This window comes from Nocardioides sp. LHD-245 (assembly GCF_030929495.1).
In the GTDB taxonomy this organism is placed as follows: Bacteria; Actinomycetota; Actinomycetes; order Propionibacteriales; family Nocardioidaceae; genus Nocardioides.
Genome location: NZ_JAVFWN010000004.1, coordinates 208,258 through 221,463, shown reverse-complemented (window position 1 = coordinate 221,463; position 13,206 = coordinate 208,258). Strand labels below are relative to the sequence as shown.

Genomic DNA, 13,206 nt, shown 5'->3' with positions numbered 1-13,206 from the left:
ACCGCGCGGGCCGGCGTCAGCCGACGCCGGCCTGCGCCTCGTCGGTCACCGTGACACCCTCGGCGAACTCGACGACCTGCTGGTCGCTGAGGCCGAGCGTCTCCCAGGCCTGGACCACGACCCGGTGCTCGCCGTCGTCGTACGTCAGGACCTGCGCACCGTCCTCCGTCGTGCGCAGCCAGCCGTCGTGCGTCCCGACGGCGACCGGCGCGCCCTCGGGCTCGCCCGTGACCGAGGACGACTCGAGCATCACGACCAGCTTGTCCTCGAACACGTCGAGACCGCTGTGGTCGTCGGCGCGGGCGACGTTGAGGTTGTACGGCGTCGCGCCCTCGAGCACGAAGCCCGCCGGGACCTTGGCGACGACGAAACCGGGCTGCTGCGCACCGGTGTAGGCGACGAGCTCGACACCCACGTCGGGGCTCGGCGCCGCGACCGGCGGCGGCGTGGCCGGCGTCCGGTCGGCGCTCACGGCGATCGCCACCCCAACGCCCGCGACGGCGGCCAGGGTGAGGCCGGCGGTGCCGACCCGCAGAGCTCGGCGCCGCGACGCGCCTCGGCCACGCGCGAGGTCGCGGCGTACGGTCTCGTCGGTCGGCTCGGGCTCGGCGCCGCCGAGGCGGTGCAGGCGGTCCATGAGCTCGCGGGCGTCGGCGTCGGTCATGACTGATCTCCTTCGTAGGGTGCGGCCGGGATCGGCGCGGCCTGCGGGAGGAGCTCCCGCAGCTTGGCGAGACCGCGAGCCGTCTGGCTCTTGACCGTGCCCGGGCTGCACCCGAGCGCGTCGGCGACGTCCTCGACGCTGAGGTCCGTGACGTGGCGCAGCACCACCGCCGCCCGCATCCGCTCCGGCAGCGCCCGCAGGGCGCCGAGGAGCTCGGCATCGACCGCCTCCTCGGCGAACGCTGCCGTCGTCAGCCGGGCCGGCCGGTCCGGGAGGTCGGCGGTCACCGTCTCCCGAGCCACCGACGGGCGCCGACGGTGGTCGATGAACGCGTTGACGAGCGCCCGCCGCGCGTACGCGTCGATGCCGCCGCGACGAGTCGCCCGTCCCCAGGCGAGGTACAGCCGCACCAGCACGCCCTGGACCAGGTCCTCGGCGAGATGGTGGTCACCGGCGGTCAGCACCACGGCCGTGCCGAGCAGGTGGGAGCGGCGACGGCGTACGAAATCCTCGAACTCGGCGTCGCGGGCCTTCGGTCTCATGCTCCCTACACGTGCGGCGGATCTCCTGGGGTTGCATCCACCGTAGGTCGGTTCAGCCGTAGTGGCAGACGTACCCCAGGGTCTCCGCGACCTCGATGTCAAAGGACGAGTCGCCGGGCACGCCGAAGGACTCGCCCGCGGCGTACTCCTGCCACTCGTCGGTGCCGGCGAGCCGGATCCGGCATCGCCCGGCGTTGAGCTCCATCACCTCGGGCGCCGCGGTGCCGAAGGTCAGGCTCGCCGGGAAGATGACGCCGGCGGACTTCCGGGTGCCGTCGGCGAGGAAGAACGTGTGGCTCACGCAGGCGCCGTCGAAGTAGACGTTGGCCCGCGGATCGAGGGTGACGTTGTCGTACGTCGCGCGCTGGGTGCTGTCGGTGGTCACGGGCGCGAAGCCTACTGGCGCGCGTAGGTCAGCACCGCGCAGCCGTTGTCGAACGTCCGCAGGCCGTCGAGCCGGAACGCCTCGGGCGCGAACGGCCGATCGAGCATCCGGACGCCGCTGCCCGCGATCACGGGATACTTCTTCACCACGAGCCGGTCGATCTCGCCGCTCACCTCCCCGGCCAGGCGACCACCGCCGGCCAGGTAGACGTCGTACGGCGAGTCGGTCGCCTTGAGGCGGCGGACGACCTCCAGCGGCGACTCCGCGGTGATCTCGACCGGGCCGTCCGCGGCGGGCAAGGAGCCGCTGACGACGACGGTGCGCAGGTGGTCGTAGGGGTCGGCGATGCCGGCCGCGAGCGCCGGGGCGTAGGTGCGCCGGCCCATCACGACGGTGTCATAGCGAGCCAGCGGCGCATCGGCCACGCCGAGCGCGGCGCGCAGGTGACCGGGCTGGAGGTCGGCGTACTCCTCGGCGAGGAAGGCCAGGAAGTCGTCGGAGAGTCCGAAGAAGTCCACCTCGTCCTGGGGTCCGGCGATGAAGCCGTCGAGGGTGACACCGATGTAGTAGGTCAGCGCGGGCATGACGAAGAGACAACCACTACAGATGAAGTACGTCAAGTGTCCTTGTTCAACGGCGGTCGTTCGGGCAGGATGCGGCCATGGCCCACAACCCCGCTCGCCGCGGCGAGCTGCTCGACGCCGCCACCGACCTCCTCGCCGCCGTCGGCGCGCGCGGGCTGACCTTCCGCGGGGTCGACGAGCAGGCGGGAGCACCGACCGGGACGACGTCCAACTACTTCCGCTCCCGCGACGAGCTCCTGCGCGAACTCTGCGACCACGTCTTCGCCCGGCTCGCCCCGGACCCGGCCTACGTCGCCGACCGGCTGGACGCCCCCCGCACCCGCGAACTCGAGACCACCCTCATGCACGACCTGATCGAGCGCGCGAACGCCGACCGCGCCGGCCACCTCGCCCTGTTCGAGCTGCGGATGGAGGCCTCGCGCCATCCCGCGCTGCGCGAGGTGTTCACCGCGCGGTTCCGCGCCAACCTCGACGCGATCACCGCCGACCACGTCGACGGCGGCTTTCCAGGCGGCCCCGAGGCCGCGTGCGTGCTCTATCTCGCGATGACCGGCTTGCTCTTCGAGCACCTGACCCTTCCCGGGCTGCACGCCGACGGACCGGAGGAGCTCGGCGCGTTGGTGTCCGGCCTCGTGGAGCGGATCGTGCCCGCCCGCTGAGCGCGTCGGTCGGCTCAGCCGGGCGTCGGGGCACGCGGACTGCGGCGGTATGCCGACACCGTCGGGTCGCCGTCCAGCCAGAACCGCCACGGCACGTCGGCCGCCTTGGACACCCCGACTCGGGGGCCGCTGGCGATCCGCGGCCGGCCGCGGCACTCGGGTCCGAGGCGGACGCCGGTGAACTCGCCGTCGTCGCCCTGCTCATGGTCCGCCAACAGGTCGGTGCCGAGGTCGGCAAGCGTGATCCCCAGCGCCTGGGCGAGATTCCCCGGTCCCCTGGCCAGCTGGACATCCCGCTCCGGCGGGGTCTCGCCGCGACGGAACCGGGCCAGCTCGTGCCCGCTCGTCACCTCGCCGGCGCGCAGCAGCACCGCTGCGCCGATCTCGGTCGGCCCGGTCACCACGTTGGCGCAGAAGTGGATGCCGTAGGAGCGGTACACATAGAGCCGGTACTCCGGGCCGTACATGATCTCCGAGCGCGGCGTGCGCGTGTAGGCATGCGAGGCCGGGTCCTCGCACCCGCCGTACGCCTCCACCTCGGTGATCCGCACGGTCACGCCGTGGCCGGAGATCGTGCGGCCCAGCAGCGCCCGTGCTCGCCGTACGACGTCGGCACGGTGGCTCACCTCGCCCCCCGCCTTGCCAGCGCTCCCCCGGTCCACCGTTCGTCGGCGCTGACCTCGGCCACGACCTCCAGCCAGTCGGGCACCTCCCGCGGCGCGGCGTCGCCGTCATCGATCTCAGCCAGGAGCGTGCCGTCCTCGAGCTCGTCGACCACGAGGTGCAGATCATCACGGTGCACGTGGTGCCGCCGCTTGCGCAGTCCCTGACCCGGCAGCTGGTCCCACAACAACGCCCACTCCGCGTCGTCGAGGTAGAGGGACGTGCAGGCCACCGCAGCCGGGCCGTCCTCGAGCCGCACCTTGTGCCCGAGCTTGCGCACCACGGATCCGTCCGGCATCCGCACCTCCCGCAGGCGCAGCCGCGAGCCGTCGACGTACCGGTCCTCGATCTGCCACACCTCGCTCACCCCGTCCGGGACCGCCGCCACGAGGAACCGCCGCTCACGCTCCACCACCGCGTACTTCAGGGACACCATGCGCCCATTCTCGTGCACCTGCCCGCGACGGCAGGTCGCGATGATCGAGAGACATCAGACATCGCGGCCACGCAAGGCAGTGAGCGCCGCGGCACCGGTCCCGGCGACGACGAGGGCGAGGATGCCGAGTCCGGCGCCCGGGGCGAGCGCCCCCGGATGGTGGACGACGTCGTACGACGCCTGCCCGGCGGTGATCGGCCAGTACTTCTCGAACCAGCCGCCGAGGCGGCCGGGCAGGCCCGGCCCCAGGGCCGGCACCAGGAGGAGGACGCCGACCAGGACGGCCAGGCTCGCGGTCGCCGAGCGGCCGAGCACCCCGACGGCGATGCCGGCCAGGGCGACCAGGGTGAGGTAGAGCGTCGCGCACAGGAGCGCTCGCACCACCCCGGGGTCGGTGAGGCCGGCGGCAGGGATGCCGGTGCCGTCGAATGCGAGCTGGACGGCGAAGAAGCTGGCGAGCGTCGTCACCAGAGCGGTCCCGAGCGCGACGGCGGTGAGCACGATGGTCTTGGCGGCCAGCAGCCGCGCCCGCGAGGGGACGAACGCGAGGCTCGTCCCGATCGTCCCGGTGTCCTGCTCGTTGGTGATCGCGAGTGCTCCCAGCATGCCGACGAGGAGCTGAGCGAAGAGGAACCCCTTGAGGCTGGTCGCGGTCGGATCCCAGTCGCCGGGGAGGCTCGAGGCCGGGTCACCGAAGAAGTCGGAGGAGCCGAGCACACTCAGGGCCACGCCCGCGACGACGGTGCTGAGGACGACGAGCCAGGTGCTGCGCAGGCTGCGGAGCTTCGTCCACTCGGAACGAACGAGGCTCATCATGCTCGACTCCCATGGTCGGTGACGTCCTGGGTGATGCGGAGGAAGACGTCCTCCAGCGATTCGCGGAGCGGAGTCAGCTCATGGAGCGTGATCCGCTCGTCCGCCGCCAGCCGCCCGATCGAGGCCGACTCCATCCCGGTGACCTGCAGTCCGGCGCGAGGCGTCAGCTCGACGCCCGCGCCCGCCTGACGGAGTGCGTCCGCGAGCCGTGCTCGCTCCGGCGTACGGACGGCCACGGCCTGCGCGGTGCGGGCGCTGACGAAGTCGTCGAGGGACGACTCCGCGATGAGCCGTCCCTGGCCGATCACGATCAAGTCGTCGGCGGTGAGCTCCATCTCGGACATGAGATGGCTGGAGAACAAGATGGTGCGGCCCTCGCGGGCCAGGTCGCGCAGCAGGGTGCGGATCCACCGGATCCCCTCCGGGTCGAGTCCGTTGAGGGGCTCGTCGAAGACGAGGACGGGCGGGTCGCCGAGCAGCGCGGTCGCGATGCCGAGCCGCTGGCCCATCCCCAAGGAGAACTCGCCGGCCGGTCTGTTCGCCGCTCCGGTGAGGCCGACGAGCGCCAGCACCTCGGCGACTCGCTCGCGGCCGAGACCGGCCGTCTGCGCGTAGGCCAGCAGGTGCTGGGCGGCACTGCGCCGCGGATGCACGGATCGCGCATCCAGCAGGGCGCCGACGGCACGCGCGGGGTCGCTCAGGTCGACGAGGCGACGTCCCCCGATGGTGATCGATCCGCCCGACGGCGCGGTCAGCCCGAGCAGCATCCGCAACGTCGTGCTCTTGCCCGCCCCGTTGGGTCCGAGGAAGCCGGTGATGACGCCGGGGCGCGCGGTGAAGGTCAGATCCTCGACGACCGCCGTGACGCCGTACCGCTTGGTCAGGCCCTGGGCCTCGATGGCCAAGCCCCGCTCCACGCCCTCGTGGATGGTTCCGATCGGTCTCAGAGGTGCTGTCTTCATGACCACCACCCTGGTTCCGGATCCTCAACGTCCGCCTGCGAGAAGGTCAACAGGTCCTCAACGAGGGCGCCGGCCCGCCCCGGCTCGACCGGCGCAGGGGGAGGATGGCCTCGTGCAAGATGCAACGACGGTGCTGGTCGCCGACGACGACGAGGACATCGCCGGCCTCATGCGGGACTACCTCGAAGCCGGCGGATATCGAGTGAGCGTCGCCCACGACGGGCTCACGGCGCTCGACGCCGTCGGACCGCACCTGAGCTGTGTGCTGCTCGACGTGGACATGCCGGGGCTCACCGGGTTCGAGGTCCTGCGCCGCATCCGCGAGACCTCCGACGTCCCGGTCCTGCTGCTGACCGCGCTGGGCGAGGACCGGGACAAGCTGCGCGGCCTCGGACTCGGCGCTGACGACTACATCGTCAAGTCGGCGTCGCCCGCGGAGGTCGTCGCACGCGTGCACGCCGTGCTGCGGCGCAGCCGGCGATCGGCGACCGACGATCCCGGCGAGGAGCTGCTCGACTACGGCCGGCTGGTGATCGACGTCCACGCTCACGAGGTCCGCATCGACGGCGCGGCCCAGCCCTTCACCGCCCGCGAGTTCGAGCTGCTGGAGCATCTCGCCCGACACCCGCGCCGGATCATCACCCGCGAGCAGCTCTTCGACCGCTTCTGGGGCGAGTACGGCGACCGGCACACGCTGACGGTCCACATCAGCCGGGTGCGGGAGAAGATCGAGGAGGACCCCGCCCGACCCCGCCATATCGTCACCGTCCGGGGCGTCGGCTATCGCTTCGAGGGCGAGCGCGTCACGGCCACCGCCCGGGGAGATGACGGGTGAGCGGGCACCGGCGCAGAGCCCTGTCGGTCCGCGCCTGGTTCGCCCTCGCCGCGGTCACGATCTTCCTGGTCGTGATCGTGGTCGCCCTCGCCGTCGTCTCCCTGATCGGAGACCGAAGCCCCTGGGCCACGTCGGCCGGCGACGGTGAGGGCCCGGTGACCCGGCTCCTCATCACCACGCTCGTGATCGGCACGGCCGCGGCCATCGCCGCGTTCGCCTTCAGCCATCCGTTCGTCCGGCCGCTCCGCGCCGCCCGGCAGGCAGCGGACCGGGTCACCGAGGGCGACCTCACGGTGGCGCCTCCCCGCTCGCGGGTGACCGAGATCGACGAGTTCGGACTCGCCTTCGGCTCCATGACGACCGCGCTGCGCCACTCGCTGCAGCAGCAGGAGGCGCTGGAGAGCGAGCGACGACTCTTCATCGCCGCGATCGCGCACGACCTGCGCACCCCGTTGTTCTCGCTGCGCGGCTATCTCGACGGTCTCGAGACCGGTCTGGCGGACGACCCCGAGCGACGGCGCCGCTATCTGACGGGGGCCAACGAGAAGGCCCGCATGCTCGACCGGCTCGTCGGCGACCTGTTCGACTACGCCCGGCTCGAGTACCTCGACCCGGCCCCCGATCGCCGGCGCCTCGACCTGGCCGAGCTCCTAGACGACGTCGCCGAGGGCATGCGCCCCCAAGCCGAGACGAAGCGGATCACGCTGACGTCCCGACCCGCCCTCGGCCCTTGCCCGGTCGACGCCGACCGCCATCAACTCGCCCGGGCCATCAACAACGTGCTCGACAACGCCCTGCGCCACGCACCCGAGGACGGCCGTGTCGAGCTCGGGTGCGGCCAGGCCGGCGACGCCGTCTGGCTCACCGTCCACGACAACGGCCCCGGCATCCATCCCGACCACGTCCCCCACCTCTTCGAGCCGCTCTACCGGGCCGATCGCAGCAGCCACGCCGGGAGCGGTACCGGCCTCGGGCTTGCGATCACCCAGCGCATCGTCTCCGCCCACGGCGGCACCATCGCCGTCGACAACGCCCCCGCAGACGGCGCCTGCTTCACGATCACCCTGCCGCGACCAGGCGACGGCGAAGATCGCCGGTGAGGTCCCTGGTGACCCGTGCGACGATCGGCCCGTGGAGATCGAGGTCGTCGGCGCCGTCATCGTCCGGGACGGACTCGTGCTGTGCGCGCGGCGCCGGCCCGGCGGGGAGACCGGCGGGCTGTGGGAGTTCCCCGGCGGGAAGATCGAGCCCGGCGAGACCCCGCGGCAGGCCCTCGAGCGCGAGATCCGCGAGGAGCTGTGCTGCGAGGTTCTGGTCGGCGATGAGATCACCACCACGACGCACGCCTATGGCTTCGGGATCGTCACGCTGACGACCTTCCGCTGCGAGCTGATGAGCGGTGCACCGGTACTGACCGAGCATGCCGCGGTCGCCTGGCACCCGATGGCCTCGCTCCTCGACCTGGCGTGGGCGCCGGCCGACGTACCGGCCGCACGGCTGCTCGTCGCCGGTGCGGCCGACGTACCGAAGGTGTGACTCGCCGGCCAACGGGCATCTGGCTTCAGAAGGCCGCTTGCGCGGACACGATCGAGGAGCTGAGCACATGCAGACCCTGCTGCGACGGACCACGAGCACCCTGGCCCTGCTGATCGGCGGCGTCGCGCTGTGGGCCGGCGCCGGGACCGTCCCGGCGTCGTACGCCGCGCCGGCGGCGGTGTGCGAGGGCGAGCCGGCGACCATCGTCGGCACCGAGCGAGCCGACAAGCTCCACGGCACCCCGGGCCGCGACGTGGTCGTCCTCAAGGGCGGCAACGACCAGTTCCGCGGCGGCGACGGCGACGACCTGATCTGCGCCGGGGACGGCGACGACAACATCTTCGGCGAGGGCGGCGACGACACCGTCCTCCTCGGTGACGGCGACGACCTCGGCTATGCCACGGACGGTCACGATCTGATCGTGGGCGGTCGCGGCGACGACTTCCTCACCAGCACGGCACTCACGGCCGACCTGCGTCCCGGGCCTGGCGACGACTGGGTGTCGGCCAACTTCCTCACCAGCCCGGTCCGTCTCGGCCGCGGCAACGACCTGTTCATCGGCTACCGCGTGACGGGCGAGATCCGCGGGGGCAGCGGCGACGACCGGTTCCACTCCGAGGTCAGCGGCGCCACGCCGCCGAGCGGCGCCCCCGCCACGACCGACGCCCGCTGGATCGGCGGCTCCGGCCATGACGCCTTCTCCGCCCAGACGCTCCGCAGCCCGCTGACCATCGACGTCGCCGCCGGCGTCGTCGGCTGGGCCGGGGGCAAGATCCGTGTGGCTGGCTTGGAGTCCTTCATGGGCGGCATCGGCGACGACGTCATCACGGGCACCTCCGCCCCCGAGACGCTGTACGGCTGGAAGGGCGAGGACCTGCTCATCGGCCGGGGCGGTGCCGACGAGATCCACGGCGACGGCGGACACGACGTGCTGCGCGGCAACGGTGGCGACGACCGGCTGATCGGCGACCGCGGCAACGACCGTGCCGACGGCGGGCGGGGTCGCGACCGCTGCGACGCGGAGACCACGACGAACTGTTGACGTCGGCCGCTCGGGGTCATTCCAGCGGGCGGCAGCCACGACCGGTTCGCCGATCAGCTCGCCGTCATGGTCAGACCGTCTCAGCCCGCCCTAGATGAGCCCGGCTTCGTAGGCGGCGATCACGAGTTGGACCCGGTCACGAGCGTCCAGCTTCGCAAGGATGCGCCCCACGTGGGTCTTGGCGGTCAGCGGGCTGACGACCAGCTCGTCCGCGATCTCCTGGTTGCTTCGGCCCGCGGCGACCAACCGGAACACCTCGCGTTCGCGCGCCGTCAGGGTGGCCAGCCGCTCGGGCTTGGGCACGTCCGGGCGACTCAGCGCGCGGGTGATGACCGCCTTCGTCGCGCCGGGCGACAGCAGCGCGTCCCCCGCTGCGACGGTGCGGATGGCGTCCAGCAGAGCGTCCGGACGAGTGTCCTTGGGCAGGAACCCACCCGCCCCCGCGCGAAGGCCGCGCAGCACGTTGGCGTCCGTCTCGAACGTGGTCAGGATCAGCACCTTACTGCCGCTCGGCTCATCGTCGGCGACGATCTGCCGAGTCGCCTCGATGCCGTCGGTGCTCGGCATCCTGATGTCCATCAAGACCACGTCGGGGCGCAGGTCGCGGGTCAGCCTCACCGCCTCGTCGCCGGTGCCGGCCTCCCCGACAACCTCCATGTCGTCGGCGGAGTCGACCAGCAGCGCGAACGCGCCACGCACCAGAGCCTGGTCGTCGGCGAGCAGGACCCGGATCACGAGCACACCTGCCAGCTCTCCGGCAGCGGCAGCCTGGCCCGTACCTCGAATCCTCCGGACTCGCCCCGCCCGGCGGCCAGCTCGCCGCCGACAGCCTGCGCCCGCGCGGTCATCCCGACGATCCCGAAGCCGGCCGTGGTCACGCTCGACTCCGGTCGTGGGGGCCCGTGATCGACGACCGTGATCCGCAGTTGGTGGCCGTCCTGGTCGAGGCGGACGGTCGCGTGCTTGGCCATCGAGTGTCGAATGACATTGGTGAGCGACTCCTGGATGATCCGATACGCCACGACGGACACCGTCGACGGCAACTCGTCCGGCATCCCGCCGGCCTCCGTGTCGACCCGGACGCCAGCCGCCCCGGCCAGCTCCACCAGACGCTGCAGCTCGCCGAGATGGGGCGCCGGCTCGGTTGGCTCGGCCTCACCACCGTGCAGTACGTCCAGGACGGCACGCAACTCATGGAGCGTGGTCCGGCTCGTGTCCGACAGGTGATGCAGCGTCGTGGACAACTCCCGCAACGACGCATCCCCGCGCATCGGCAGCTGGTCGATCAGGTGCGCAGCGACAGACGCCTGCACGTTCGCGACCGCTAGACCGTGCGCCAGGACGTCGTGCAGCTCGGCGGCGATCAGTACCCGCTCCTCGGCGACCCGCCGCTCGACCTCGTCGGCACGCTCCTGCTCGAGCCGCGCGGTGACGACGGCCTTCCAGTTGTCGTGGAAGCGGACCGCCAGCCCGGCGAAGAAGGCCATGAACAGCCAGCCGAGGCCGAGCAGGGCATCGCCGGCTGTCCCCGACGCCTCGTCAGCGACGACGGGCACGGTCACCGCACCCACCGCCACCAGGACGGCGACGGCCCGCCGCCGTGGCTCGCTGTAACGCGCCGCCGTGAACGCCGCCACCAGTGAGGCCGGCATCGTGGCCTCGTGGGGATAGTCGAGCAGGTGGTACGGCGTCGACACGACGAGAACCGCGAGCACGACGAGGATCGGCCAGCGCCGACGGGCCAGCAACGGCACCGACATCGCGGCCAGGAGCGCGATCGCCCACAGATCCACGCTGCGCTCGCCATCGAAATCGACCGCCTCGAGCGTGATCGCGACGACGACGCCGACCACGAACGACCCCGCCGCCAGCAGCCCATCGGCTGCTGGCGGACGGAGCGCCGTCATCGTTCACACCGTGTCATCAGTACGGTCATCGACACTGTCCTCACTCGCCCGCGAGAGCTTGCTGGGCCACCAGATCCGCGAGCCCAGCGACATCGTCAGTGCGGGAACCACGATGGACCGCACCAGCAAGGTGTCGATGAGCACGCCGACGGCGACCAGTATCCCTATCTCGACGAGCATGACGAGCGGCAGCGAGGCGAGCACCGCGAACGTCGCCGCCAGCACGACGCCGGCCGAGGTGATCACGCCACCTGTCACCGCGAGGCCACGCTTCGTGCCATCGACCGTGCCGTGCCGGAGGGCTTCCTCACGTACCCGGGTCATCAAGAAGATGTTGTAGTCGACACCGAGCGCGACCAGGAAGAGGAACCCGATCAAGGGCACCGATGACTCCAACCCGGCGAAGCCGAGCACCTGGTCGAACAACAGGTTGCACAGTCCGAGGGCTCCGAAGAACGACACCACGACCGTGGCGACCAGCACCAGCGGAGCCACGATCGCCCGCAGCAGCAGCCCGAGGATGACGAGCACCACCAGCAGGATCAGCGGCATCACCAGATTGCGGTCGGTCCTGTTGCTCTCGGCCTCGTCGAGCTTCTCGGCACTCGGACCGCCGACCAGCGCGGCCTCCCCGGCGACCTTGCGCACGTTCTCCCGCAGCTGCTTGATCGTTGCCGTCTCACCCGCGCTCTCCGGAGCGTCGACCGGGAGCACGGAGATCTCCACCCAGTCGTCGCTGGCCCGGCCGATCTCGGCCTGGGCGACCCCCGGCGTACTCTCGACGGCGGCCAGGACCGCGCCGCTCTGGTCCGGCCGGCTCATCACGGTGAGCGGCTGACCGCTCTCGTCGGGGTAGCGCGCCTCGATCAGCTTCGCCCCGGTCACCGAGTCCGGTGTCGAACGGGCGAACTGGTCCAGCTGCGGAAGCGATCCGCTGGCGCCCACGGTGCCCAGCGCGAGACCGCCCAGGATCACCAGCGGAACCGCCCAGCTGACGACGCGGCGGCGCGAGACGAGCTCGCCGAGACGAGCCCACCCGGATCGGGGCTTGTGCGCCTCACCCCCGAGTCGCGGAACGAACGGCCAGAAGATCCGGCGCCCGAGCACCACCAGCAGAGCCGGGAAGAGCGTCAACATGACCAGCAACGCCGCCCCGATGCCCGCCGCACCCACCGGGCCGAGACTGCTGGTGCTGTTGAGATCCGCGGCCGACAGGCACAACAGCCCGGCGACCACTGTCGCCGCCGAAGCGAGGACAGCCGGAGCGGCCCCCCGCAGCGCCGGCAGCATCGCGTCGATCGGCCTCTCGTGGCGGTGCAGCTCCTCACGGTAGCGAGACACGAGAAGCAAGGCGTAGTCGGTACCCGCGCCGAAGACCAACACGATCAGCAGCGCTGAGCTCATGCTCGTGATGGTGAAGTCGAAGATCCGGGTGAGCGCGTAGACGGTACCCATCGACATGATCGCCGCGACCCCGACCGAGGCGAGTGGGACCAGCCACAGCAGCGGACTGCGGTACGTCAGGATCAACAGGAGCGCCACCACCACGGCAGTGGCGAGCATCAACGTCGCGTCGACAGCATCGAAGACCTCGTCCATGTCGGCCCCCAGCGCGGTCGGACCGGTGACATAGGCGTTAAGGCCACTCGGTCTGTCGTCGAGCAGGGCACGCGCATCCGCGGTGGCGCCGGCCTCCTCGGCGACCGCATCACGGTCGAGCGCAAGCGCGTACATCAGGGCCGTGCCGTCCTCGGAGCCGACGATCTCGGGCAGTGCGTCGGTGTCGTTGCCGAATCGCTCCACCAGCTCGGACTGGCCACGTTCGACCGCCTCCCGATCGCCCGGTTGGAGGCCGCCCGGTCGTTCGTACACGACGATGAGCAGGCCGTTCTCGCCGCCTGGCAGGCCGGCCTCGGCCTGGAGCACCCTGGTCGACTGGGCACTGGCGGGCAGGTAGTCGGCCTGCCCATCGCGGGTAACCGAGTCGAGCTTGCCTGCGAGCGAGAAGCCGCCCACCACCAGTCCGACCCACACGGCCACGATGAGCCAGGGCAGCAGGGGCTTGGCCGGTGATCTCTTCGGTCTCTTATCGGCGCCGGTGTGGTCGGGCACGGTCAGTTCAGTGGTCATGGCGATCACGCTGTCAAGCACGCCGGGCTGGCGCGTCCGGCCACG

At 71.5% G+C, this 13,206-nt stretch carries 16 protein-coding genes; 5 read left to right on the top strand and 11 right to left on the bottom strand.

Features of this window, described 5'->3' with window-relative positions:
• Positions 1 to 16: 16 nt before the first annotated feature.
• From RB608_RS08395 to RB608_RS08380, 4 genes are read right to left on the bottom strand one after another with little or no spacing between them, the layout of a single operon-like run.
• Positions 17 to 664 carry a hypothetical protein gene (locus RB608_RS08395; RefSeq protein ID WP_308087358.1) on the bottom strand — a complete coding sequence of 216 codons (648 nt, stop codon included), beginning with the start codon at positions 662 to 664 and terminating at the stop codon, positions 17 to 19.
• Complete coding sequence (locus RB608_RS08390) at positions 661 to 1,206, bottom strand: SigE family RNA polymerase sigma factor (RefSeq protein WP_308087357.1); 546 nt, start codon at positions 1,204 to 1,206, stop codon at positions 661 to 663. Before RB608_RS08390 ends, RB608_RS08395 begins: the two co-directional genes overlap by 4 nt.
• 52 nt (positions 1,207 to 1,258) lie before the next feature.
• Entirely contained in the window at positions 1,259 to 1,591 is a 333-nt protein-coding gene (locus tag RB608_RS08385; RefSeq protein WP_308087356.1) for a pyrimidine/purine nucleoside phosphorylase, read from the bottom strand.
• 11 nt (positions 1,592 to 1,602) lie between these two features.
• Entirely contained in the window at positions 1,603 to 2,175 is a 573-nt protein-coding gene (locus tag RB608_RS08380; protein ID WP_308087355.1) for a dihydrofolate reductase, read from the bottom strand.
• A gap of 77 nt (positions 2,176 to 2,252) precedes the next feature.
• On the opposite strand from RB608_RS08380, the gene RB608_RS08375 reads away from it, so the two are divergent.
• Positions 2,253 to 2,834, top strand: coding sequence for a TetR family transcriptional regulator (locus tag RB608_RS08375; RefSeq protein ID WP_308087354.1), 582 nt, complete (start codon positions 2,253 to 2,255; stop codon positions 2,832 to 2,834).
• A gap of 14 nt (positions 2,835 to 2,848) precedes the next feature.
• On the opposite strand, the gene RB608_RS08370 is transcribed toward RB608_RS08375, so the two are convergent.
• Genes RB608_RS08370 through RB608_RS08355 form a run of 4 tightly spaced genes read right to left on the bottom strand, consistent with a single transcriptional unit; the run spans position 2,849 to position 5,711 of the window.
• Positions 2,849 to 3,460 (bottom strand): DNA-3-methyladenine glycosylase, encoded by a 612-nt coding sequence (locus tag RB608_RS08370; RefSeq protein WP_308087353.1) that lies wholly within the window; start codon positions 3,458 to 3,460, stop codon positions 2,849 to 2,851.
• Positions 3,457 to 3,933, bottom strand: coding sequence for a hypothetical protein (locus RB608_RS08365; RefSeq protein WP_308087352.1), 477 nt, complete (start codon positions 3,931 to 3,933; stop codon positions 3,457 to 3,459). The genes RB608_RS08370 and RB608_RS08365 overlap by 4 nt, the downstream gene beginning before the upstream one ends.
• Positions 3,934 to 3,987: 54 nt before the next feature.
• Positions 3,988 to 4,749 carry an ABC transporter permease gene (locus tag RB608_RS08360; protein ID WP_308087351.1) on the bottom strand — a complete coding sequence of 254 codons (762 nt, stop codon included), beginning with the start codon at positions 4,747 to 4,749 and terminating at the stop codon, positions 3,988 to 3,990.
• Positions 4,746 to 5,711: an ATP-binding cassette domain-containing protein gene (locus RB608_RS08355; protein WP_308087350.1), complete on the bottom strand. Its 966-nt coding sequence runs from the start codon at positions 5,709 to 5,711 to the stop codon at positions 4,746 to 4,748. The genes RB608_RS08360 and RB608_RS08355 overlap by 4 nt, the downstream gene beginning before the upstream one ends.
• Positions 5,712 to 5,823: 112 nt before the next feature.
• Between RB608_RS08355 and RB608_RS08350 the strand changes: the two genes are divergently transcribed.
• The 4 genes from RB608_RS08350 (at position 5,824) to RB608_RS08335 (ending at position 9,124) form a co-directional block, all read left to right on the top strand.
• Positions 5,824 to 6,546: a response regulator transcription factor gene (locus tag RB608_RS08350; RefSeq protein ID WP_308087349.1), complete on the top strand. Its 723-nt coding sequence runs from the start codon at positions 5,824 to 5,826 to the stop codon at positions 6,544 to 6,546.
• Positions 6,543 to 7,646, top strand: a complete 1,104-nt coding sequence (locus tag RB608_RS08345) for a HAMP domain-containing sensor histidine kinase (protein ID WP_308087348.1) — start codon at positions 6,543 to 6,545, stop codon at positions 7,644 to 7,646. The genes RB608_RS08350 and RB608_RS08345 overlap by 4 nt, the downstream gene beginning before the upstream one ends.
• A gap of 31 nt (positions 7,647 to 7,677) precedes the next feature.
• Entirely contained in the window at positions 7,678 to 8,082 is a 405-nt protein-coding gene (locus RB608_RS08340; protein WP_308087347.1) for a (deoxy)nucleoside triphosphate pyrophosphohydrolase, read from the top strand.
• A 67-nt stretch (positions 8,083 to 8,149) separates the two neighbouring features.
• A complete protein-coding gene (locus tag RB608_RS08335; RefSeq protein ID WP_308087346.1) occupies positions 8,150 to 9,124 on the top strand; it encodes a calcium-binding protein in 975 nt (324 codons plus the stop codon).
• 90 nt (positions 9,125 to 9,214) lie between these two features.
• Here RB608_RS08335 and RB608_RS08330 read toward each other — a convergent pair whose 3' ends face one another.
• The 3 genes from RB608_RS08330 to RB608_RS08320 are packed head-to-tail and all read right to left on the bottom strand — an operon-like array spanning position 9,215 to position 13,161.
• Positions 9,215 to 9,859, bottom strand: a complete 645-nt coding sequence (locus tag RB608_RS08330; protein WP_308087345.1) for a response regulator transcription factor — start codon at positions 9,857 to 9,859, stop codon at positions 9,215 to 9,217.
• Positions 9,856 to 11,031, bottom strand: coding sequence for a sensor histidine kinase (locus RB608_RS08325; protein WP_308087344.1), 1,176 nt, complete (start codon positions 11,029 to 11,031; stop codon positions 9,856 to 9,858). Before RB608_RS08325 ends, RB608_RS08330 begins: the two co-directional genes overlap by 4 nt.
• Before the next feature lie 3 nt (positions 11,032 to 11,034).
• Positions 11,035 to 13,161, bottom strand: coding sequence for an MMPL family transporter (locus RB608_RS08320; RefSeq protein ID WP_308087343.1), 2,127 nt, complete (start codon positions 13,159 to 13,161; stop codon positions 11,035 to 11,037).
• Positions 13,162 to 13,206: the final 45 nt, after the last annotated feature.

What these genes read in the sequence shown, in the direction of transcription:
- RB608_RS08360 (WP_308087351.1), bottom strand. Translation starts at nt 4,749, where the DNA reads ATGATGAGCCTCGTTCGTTCCGAGTGGACGAAGCTCCGCAGCCTGCGC.
- RB608_RS08335 (WP_308087346.1), top strand. Translation starts at nt 8,150, where the DNA reads ATGCAGACCCTGCTGCGACGGACCACGAGCACCCTGGCCCTGCTGATC.
- RB608_RS08325 (WP_308087344.1), bottom strand. Translation starts at nt 11,031, where the DNA reads ATGACGGCGCTCCGTCCGCCAGCAGCCGATGGGCTGCTGGCGGCGGGG.
- RB608_RS08380 (WP_308087355.1), bottom strand. Translation starts at nt 2,175, where the DNA reads ATGCCCGCGCTGACCTACTACATCGGTGTCACCCTCGACGGCTTCATC.
- RB608_RS08375 (WP_308087354.1), top strand. Translation starts at nt 2,253, where the DNA reads ATGGCCCACAACCCCGCTCGCCGCGGCGAGCTGCTCGACGCCGCCACC.
- RB608_RS08390 (WP_308087357.1), bottom strand. Translation starts at nt 1,206, where the DNA reads ATGAGACCGAAGGCCCGCGACGCCGAGTTCGAGGATTTCGTACGCCGT.
- RB608_RS08365 (WP_308087352.1), bottom strand. Translation starts at nt 3,933, where the DNA reads ATGGTGTCCCTGAAGTACGCGGTGGTGGAGCGTGAGCGGCGGTTCCTC.
- RB608_RS08355 (WP_308087350.1), bottom strand. Translation starts at nt 5,711, where the DNA reads ATGAAGACAGCACCTCTGAGACCGATCGGAACCATCCACGAGGGCGTG.
- RB608_RS08395 (WP_308087358.1), bottom strand. Translation starts at nt 664, where the DNA reads ATGACCGACGCCGACGCCCGCGAGCTCATGGACCGCCTGCACCGCCTC.
- RB608_RS08320 (WP_308087343.1), bottom strand. Translation starts at nt 13,161, where the DNA reads ATGACCACTGAACTGACCGTGCCCGACCACACCGGCGCCGATAAGAGA.